At 63.5% G+C, this 7,086-nt stretch carries 5 protein-coding genes and 2 pseudogenes; 1 reads left to right on the top strand and 6 read right to left on the bottom strand.

The annotated features are described in order from the left end of the window. The 5 genes and pseudogenes from BN2476_RS50020 to BN2476_RS39660 form a co-directional block, all read right to left on the bottom strand. On the bottom strand, positions 1 to 47 hold a 47-nt coding region (locus BN2476_RS50020; RefSeq protein ID WP_438942944.1), incomplete at its 3' end, for a hypothetical protein. 97 nt (positions 48 to 144) lie between these two features. After that, positions 145 to 787: pseudogene (locus BN2476_RS47615) on the bottom strand (ABC transporter permease); the annotation flags it as partial. An 18-nt stretch (positions 788 to 805) separates the two neighbouring features. Further along, complete coding sequence (locus BN2476_RS39670; protein WP_087739632.1) at positions 806 to 1,678, bottom strand: ABC transporter permease; 873 nt, start codon at positions 1,676 to 1,678, stop codon at positions 806 to 808. After that, a complete protein-coding gene (locus BN2476_RS39665) occupies positions 1,665 to 2,735 on the bottom strand; it encodes an ABC transporter ATP-binding protein (RefSeq protein ID WP_087739631.1) in 1,071 nt (356 codons plus the stop codon). The genes BN2476_RS39670 and BN2476_RS39665 overlap by 14 nt, the downstream gene beginning before the upstream one ends. 50 nt (positions 2,736 to 2,785) lie before the next feature. Further along, a pseudogene (locus BN2476_RS39660) lies at positions 2,786 to 3,852 on the bottom strand (ABC transporter substrate-binding protein). Between the two features lie 136 nt (positions 3,853 to 3,988). Here BN2476_RS39660 and BN2476_RS39655 point away from each other — a divergent pair. After that, the gene (locus BN2476_RS39655) at positions 3,989 to 4,957 is read left to right on the top strand and encodes a LysR substrate-binding domain-containing protein (protein ID WP_087739630.1); all 969 of its coding nucleotides are present in this window, start codon (positions 3,989 to 3,991) and stop codon (positions 4,955 to 4,957) included. 199 nt (positions 4,958 to 5,156) lie between these two features. On the opposite strand, the gene BN2476_RS39650 is transcribed toward BN2476_RS39655, so the two are convergent. Further along, positions 5,157 to 6,728 (bottom strand): PqiB family protein, encoded by a 1,572-nt coding sequence (locus tag BN2476_RS39650; RefSeq protein ID WP_087739629.1) that lies wholly within the window; start codon positions 6,726 to 6,728, stop codon positions 5,157 to 5,159. Positions 6,729 to 7,086 lie beyond the last annotated feature (358 nt).

Here is a 7,086-nt window from a genome sequence, read left to right as displayed (position 1 = left end):
GGCAAGCGCCGGCCAGCGCGTCGCAGAGCTGCGCGACCAGCGCGCATACGGCGACAGGCCATAGCCTTTGCCCTGAATCCAGACGAGCCCGAAGTTGCCGCGCGACGCGCGAAACGCGCCGTCGCCCTGATCGAGCACGCTCACGTNNGCTTCTCCGATCAGGATGCGGTCCAGTCCGACCATGCGGTCGAGCAGCACCATCAGCAGGACCGTGCCGACGATCAGCACCGCCGACACGGAAGCGACGAGGGGATCGATGGTCTGCGCGATCTGGTTGTACATGGCGACGGGCAGCGTGGTCGTGCCGGGCGTCGCGACGAATATCGTCATCGTGAGTTCGTCGAAGCTCTGGATGAACGACAGCACCCAGCCGCCCGCGACGCCCGTGCGGATCATCGGCAGCACGACGCGGCGAAATGCCGTGAAGCGGCTCGCGCCGCACGACAGCGCGGCGCGCTCGGCATCGCGGTCGAGTCCGACGGCCGACGACAGCGCAAGACGCAGCGAGTACGGCAGCACGATGATCACGTGCGTCGCGACGAGTGCCCAGAACGAGCCGCTCAGGTTCAGCAGCGACAGGAAGCGCAGGAATGCGATGCCGAGCACGACGGCAGGAATCATCATCGGCGAGAGGAAGAAGCTCATCAGTGCGGCGCGGCCCGCGAAGCGGTAACGCGCGATCGCAAGCGCGGCGGGCACNNACCAGCAGCACGACGACGAGCGGCGCGAGGATGAAAGTGAGGAACAGCGCGTTGAACAGCAGGCCCCAGAATCCGTTCTGTTTCATGGCGTCATCCTCATCGCGTCACTCGAAAATGTGCTTGAAGCGGCGTTCGGCGAGACGGCTGCAACCCATCACGATCGCGATGTTCGCGATCAGCAGCAGCACTGCGATGCTCGCGCCGAGCGGCCAGTTCAGCGTGCCGAGAAACTCGTCGTATGCGGCCGTCGCGACGACCTTCAGACGACGGCCGCCGATCAGCGCGGGCGTCGCGAAAGCGGACGCGGACAGCGCGAACACGATGATCGAGCCGGACAGCACGCCGGGCATGATCTGCGGCAGCACCACGCGGCGGAACACGCGCAGCGGCGAGCCGCCGAGCGACAGTCCCGCCCATTCGACCTGCGGATCGAGTTTTTGCAGCGTCGCCCACACGGACATCACCATGAACGGCACCAGCACATGCGTGAGCGCGATGGTCATGCCCGTCATCGTGAAGACGAGGCGGATCGGTTCGGACGTGACATGCAATGCCTGCAGCGCGTCGTTGAGCACGCCGTTGTTGCCGAGCAGAATCTGCCAGCCGAGCGTACGCACCACGACCGAAATCAGGAGCGGCCCGAGCACGATCAGCAGGCACAGCGACTGCCACGGCCGCTTCATGCGCGCGAGCACGATCGTCTCGGGGACGCCGAGCAGCACGCTCAGCAGCGTCACGGCCAGCGCGAGGCCCGCCGTGCGCAGGAAGATCTCGCCGTAGTACGGATCGCTCAGCACTTCGACGTAGTTCTTGAACGTGTACGCGGCCTGCACGCCGGCCACGTCGCTGAAGACGCGAAACGACAGCAGCAGCGTCAGCACGAGCGGCACGAAAAGCAGCGCGCCGAACAGTAGCAGCGCGGGCGCCGACAGCAGCCACGGCGCGGCGCCCGCGCGCGAGTCATCAAGCGTTGCCATGGGCGCTCTCCCGTGTCAGCACACGCAGATCGTCGTCGGTGAACGAGAGACCGACTTCGCGGCCTTCCTCGGGCGGCGGCGCGCCGAAATTCGGCTGCGCGACATGCAGCTTGCCGAGCTCGGTGTCGACTTCGAGCAGCCATTGATTGCCGATGAACACGCGGGTCGCGACGCGTCCCAGCATGCGCGCATCGCCATTCGCCAGACGCACTTTCTCCGGACGGATGTACACGTGCACCGCGCCCTGCACGTCGCGGCCTTCGTGCGGCACATGCAGCGTCGTGCCCGCAACGTCGACTTCCGCGCAGCGCGGATTGCGCCTGAGCACTTCCCCCGGCAGCGTGTTCGTGCGGCCGAGAAATGCCGACGCGAACGGCGTGGCGGGGCGCTCGTAAGCATCGAACGGCGTGCTCAGTTGCGCGATGCGCCCGCGCTGCATCACGGCGATGCGGTCGCTCATCGTCATCGCTTCGACCTGATCGTGCGTGACGAGGATCGTCGTGATGCCGAGACGCTTCTGGATCGCGCGCAGTTCGATGTGCATTTCCTCGCGCAGCTTCGCGTCGAGATTCGACATCGGTTCGTCGAGCAGCAGCAACTCGGGCCGCATCGCGAGCGCCCGCGCGATGGCGACGCGCTGGCGCTGGCCGCCCGACAGTTCCTTCGGATAACGCGTGTCGAGGCCTTTGAGGCGCACCAGATCGAGCGCCTCGGCGATGCGCACCGCGCGTTCGTCGCGCTTCATGTTGCGCATCTCGAGGCCGAAGCCGACGTTGCCTGCCACCGTCATGTGCGGAAAGAGCGCGTAGCTCTGGAACACGACGCCCATGCCGCGCTTTTCGGGCCGCTCGCGCGTGATGTCGCGGCCGCCGAGCGTGATGCTGCCCGCGCTCGGCGTGACGAAGCCGGCGACCATCTGCAGCGTGGTCGTCTTGCCGCAGCCGGACGGGCCCAGCAGCGACAGGAATTCGCCGCGTTCGACGGACAGATCGAGTTGCTCGACGGCGGTAAAGTCGCCGTAGCGCTTCGAGATGCCTTGCAGGGTAAGGAAGGTCATAAGCGTCAGTCCTGTTCAGATGCGGACGGCCTGCCTGATCGGCGTCGCGCCTATCGTTCGACCGAGCGGTTCCAGCGCTCAGTCCATTCTGTGCGATGCTGGTTGATCGTGGTCCAGTCCATCGCGGTTAGCTTGCTGACCTGGTCCGGGCCATATGGAACGCGCGCGGCCACTTCAGGCGTCAGCCTGACCGTCTTGTTGACAGGGCCGAGGCCGATGGCTTCCGCCTGCATCGCCTGCACCTGGGGGCTCAGCAGGTACTGGATGAATTCCTGCGAGAGCCTGGGCTGCGCATTCTCCGCGACGGCGCAGGCCGCGACCTGCAGCGCGACGCCGCCTTCCTTCGGATAGACGAACTTGAGCGGAAAGCCCGTGTTCTGGAGCGCGACCGCACGGCCGCTGCCGTAAGGCGCGAGGATCACGTCCCCCGCCTGCATCAGCCCGTCCATTTCGCCGGGCGTGGGCGCCCACGACAGCACATCGGGCGCGACCTGCTTCGTCATCGCGTTGAAGCCCGGGTCGATGTTCTTCTCGCCGCCGCCGTTCAGGCGCGCGAGCATCACGAGCGTATGCAGGCCATACGTGTTGGTGATGGGCGGCACGCCGAGCTTGCCCTTCAGGCGTTTGTCGGTGAGCACCCCTGCCACGAGTCGGGCGCAGGGAGGCCGAGCTTTCTGAACGCCTGCTCGTTGTAGCCGATGCCCGTCGCCACCATGCCGACGCCCACCGCCGTGGGGCCGAGCCGCGCGAGCGGATAGAGATCCTTCATCACGGGCGCATCGTCGACCTTCGCGCACAGTCCGAGTTGCATCGCCTGGTACATTGGGCCGTCGTCCATCACCGCGACGTTGATCTGCTGATGTCCCTTCTGCGCCTGAAGCTTCGCGAGCGTGTCGCTCGAATTGCCCGCGACGTAGACGATTTTCACGTCATGCGCCTTTTCGAACGGCGGGATGACCTTCTGCCGATAGAGTTGCTCATTGGAGCCACCGACGTTCGCGATGTAGAGAGTCGTTTCAGCGTGGGCGTGCAGGGAGGTGGTCAGGCAGGCGAGGGACAGGGCAGAGGAGAGGACACGGATCGTGGAACCACCACGGCGACGCAGCATTGCTTGCATGACGACGATCTCCATTCGGTGTGGGAGGGCACGCTCTGGCGGCGTGTCGATGGAGCACAGTCTGTCCTGCAATCGTCATATCGTCCAATACGAATAAAATAGCTATCTATACATGGTTGATATGGGTTGAAAACCGATGAACCTGAAACATATTGAGGCGTTCCGTGCCGTCATGGTGGCGGGATCGATGACGGCGGCGGCGAAAGCGCTGTTCACGTCGCAGCCGAACGTGAGCCGCCTGATTTCGCAGCTCGAACGCGAAACCGGCTTGCTGCTGTTTCAGCGCAGCGGCGTGCGGCTGATTCCGACCAGCGAGGGCACGGCGTTCTTTCGCGAAGTGGAGCGCGCGTACGTCGGCCTTCAGGGGCTCGCGAACGCGGCTGCGCAGATCCGCAACCTGGGCAGCGGACGTCTGCGCATCGCGGCGATGCCTTCAGCGGGCCTCACGCTTGTGCCGCACGCGATCAAGCGATTTCAGGCGCTGCATCCCGGTGTGACGGTATCGCTGCATGTGAATACGTCGGGTACGGTCAATCACTGGACGGCATCGCAGTTCTGCGATCTCGGCGTGGCCGTCTATATCAGCGAGGCATCGAATTGCGATGTCGAACTTCTGTCGAAGGTCGCGGCAGTCTGCGTGATGCCAGCGACGCATCGGCTGGCGAAGAAGGCGGTGATCAAGCCTGCCGACCTGCGGAGTGAGTCATTCATCTCCCTCTGTCACGGAGACGGCACGCGTGCGCAAATGGATGAAGTATTCGTGCGCGCGGGTGTAGAGCGCGTGCTGGCGATCGAGGCGCAATACTCCGCGATCTGCTGCGAGATGGTTCGCTGCGGAATGGGTGTAACGCTTGCTCACCCCGTGGTGGCGCGAGACTTTGCGGGGCCGGATATCGCCATTCGCCCGTTCTCGCCAGCCGTGCTGTTTCCAACCTGGCTGCTCTTTCCTCCGCATCGTCCGCGCGAGAGGCTTGCGTCAGCATTCGTCGAGGTGCTGCGTGCCGAACATGATCAGGTGGTCAAGGACCAGGCTGCATCAGAGCCATCGCTCGGACGCAGGGGAGGCGCGCGCAGGCTAACCGCAAAACGGACTCCAGCAGATTGACGTACACGCGACTGTCTGAACGATGCCGCCGCAGGTTTCGCGATGGTGTCACGCATCGGGGTTCCAGGACCAACGGGTTATTACGATGCAGGTATTCCTTGACTCGATCGCTAACAATCGGATCGGCAAACTGCAGCTGATTCAGCCGGGTATCCCGCCAGGAACCGGTGCGATCGTTCAGACGATTCTACCGGCATGTTCAATTACCCGGAGCAGAGGATGAAGATTTCCCCCACACGAGAGATTCCGGATGTTGTTGCAGGTAGTCGGCGAGCGAATTGAGCGAAGCAAGTGTGCGTCGCAATTCCGTCAGCGCCTGATGCACGTCGGATTGGAGCGGAGAATGCCGCGCAAGCGTAGCGTTCGCGGCATTGAACGATTTCTGGGCGGCTGACAGCGTTGCTCGAGTCTCAGGTATCAGTTCGGTGTCGACCTGCTGGAAAAGCGACGCGGTGGTTCGAAGTGTTTGGTCGAGACTTCGGCCGATCTTGTCGAATGGCACGCGGTCCAGCTTGTTCACGATGCCTGCAAGCTGGTCCTGAAGTTCTTCGAGCGTGTTGGGTACTGTCGGCAGTTCGACGGGTGTTCGCTGCGTATCGATTCGAACCTTGGGTGCGCGTGGGAAGAAGTCGAGCGCTACATATCGTTGGCCCGTTAGCACGCTGCCTATGCGCAGTTGCCCGCGCAAGCCGTTTTCGACGAGTTGATGCAGCAGATGTCTGCCCGCTGCGCTGTCGCCGTTTCCGAGTGCCTGCCGGTAGCGGTGTCCCAGCCGCGTCGGGTACAGATCGAGCGTGGCGAGCATGTCGATTCGGGCCGTTGCGGGATTGAAGTCCATATCGATCGCCGTCACCCTGCCCAGTTCGACACCGTGGAAATCGACGGGTGCGCCGATGGACAGACCGCGCAACGATTGATCGAATCGCATGAGGACACGCGCGGCGGCTCCGTCCTCCGCTCGTTGCGCTGCATCGGTGCGGTTGGCGGCAAGCGCGAAGGAAGCGCCATCTGCAGCCCGGCGCGGGGCTGGCATGCGTGTGACCGTATCGAATGCGACGCCGCCGGAAAGCAATGACGCCACCGACTGGGTACCGAGTCTGAAACCGTCTGAGCCGAAGCGCACATCGATCCCGCTTGCCTGCCACCAGCCGGTAGCCGATGTCACATACCTGTCGTAGGGTGTGTCGACTAATACGTCGACAACCACGTCGGCGCCATCTGCGGAAAGCGAATAATCGACAACCTGGCCGGCTTGCACGTGACGGAACAGCACGGGTGAGCCGGCTGTCAGAGAGCCCAAGGAGTCGGCGTGAAGCACGAAGCGTTTTCCCGTCCGATCACTTGTGACGGAGGGAGGCGTTTCGAGTCCGATGAACGCTTTGCATTGTCTCGATGCGCCACCGATGTCAGCGGCGATGTATGCGCCGGAAATGGCTGTCGAAAGACCCGAAACGCCTGTCATGCCGATGCGCGGACGAACCACCCAATAGCGTGTGCCGCATGCCGTAAGCGGTTTTGCGGAATCGTCAAGTTGCACATCGGCGAGAACGCGCGTGCGGTCCGTCGAAAGATGCACGGCCTTCAGTGTGCCGATTTCGACATCTTTGTAGCGCACCCGCGTTTTGCCCGCCTCCAGGCTTTCGGCTGTCATGAAGCTGATCGTGATGCGTGGTCCGCGCTCCACGGTTACCCGGATGAGGAGCGCGCCTGAGATGAGCAAGGCGACCACGGGAATCAGCCACACGATCGACGGTCGGAGCCGGTCGCTCATTACAGCTCTCCGGTAACGACGTCGCGCATATGTTTGCCGATCCGGCGCGCCCCGGTGATGCACGCGTTGAAGCGACGACAAGGGCGGTTCCTCAAATGCCTGAAAGAGTCAAGCGCAGACTTCCGCGCGAACCAGTGACATGAAAATGCACAACCGCGACACCGGATTCGTACCCAATGCGACATTCGCAGCCACCCGTCGATCATGATCCAACGGTCCGGAGCAGGTTTTTCGTTTTGACGTGGCGCTTAGCGGGCGTTCGCATGAGAGTGGAGGGCCAGCGTGATATAGGCGAGCGCAACGAACACGCCCGCCATCGTTCCGAGCACATCCCGGTAGCCAGCCCCTCGCGTGAAAT

The organism is Paraburkholderia piptadeniae (genome assembly GCF_900007165.1).
GTDB lineage: Bacteria > Pseudomonadota > Gammaproteobacteria > Burkholderiales > Burkholderiaceae > Paraburkholderia > Paraburkholderia piptadeniae.
Note: the sequence above shows the minus strand (reverse complement) of the source record. Positions and strands in the feature narration are given on the sequence as shown.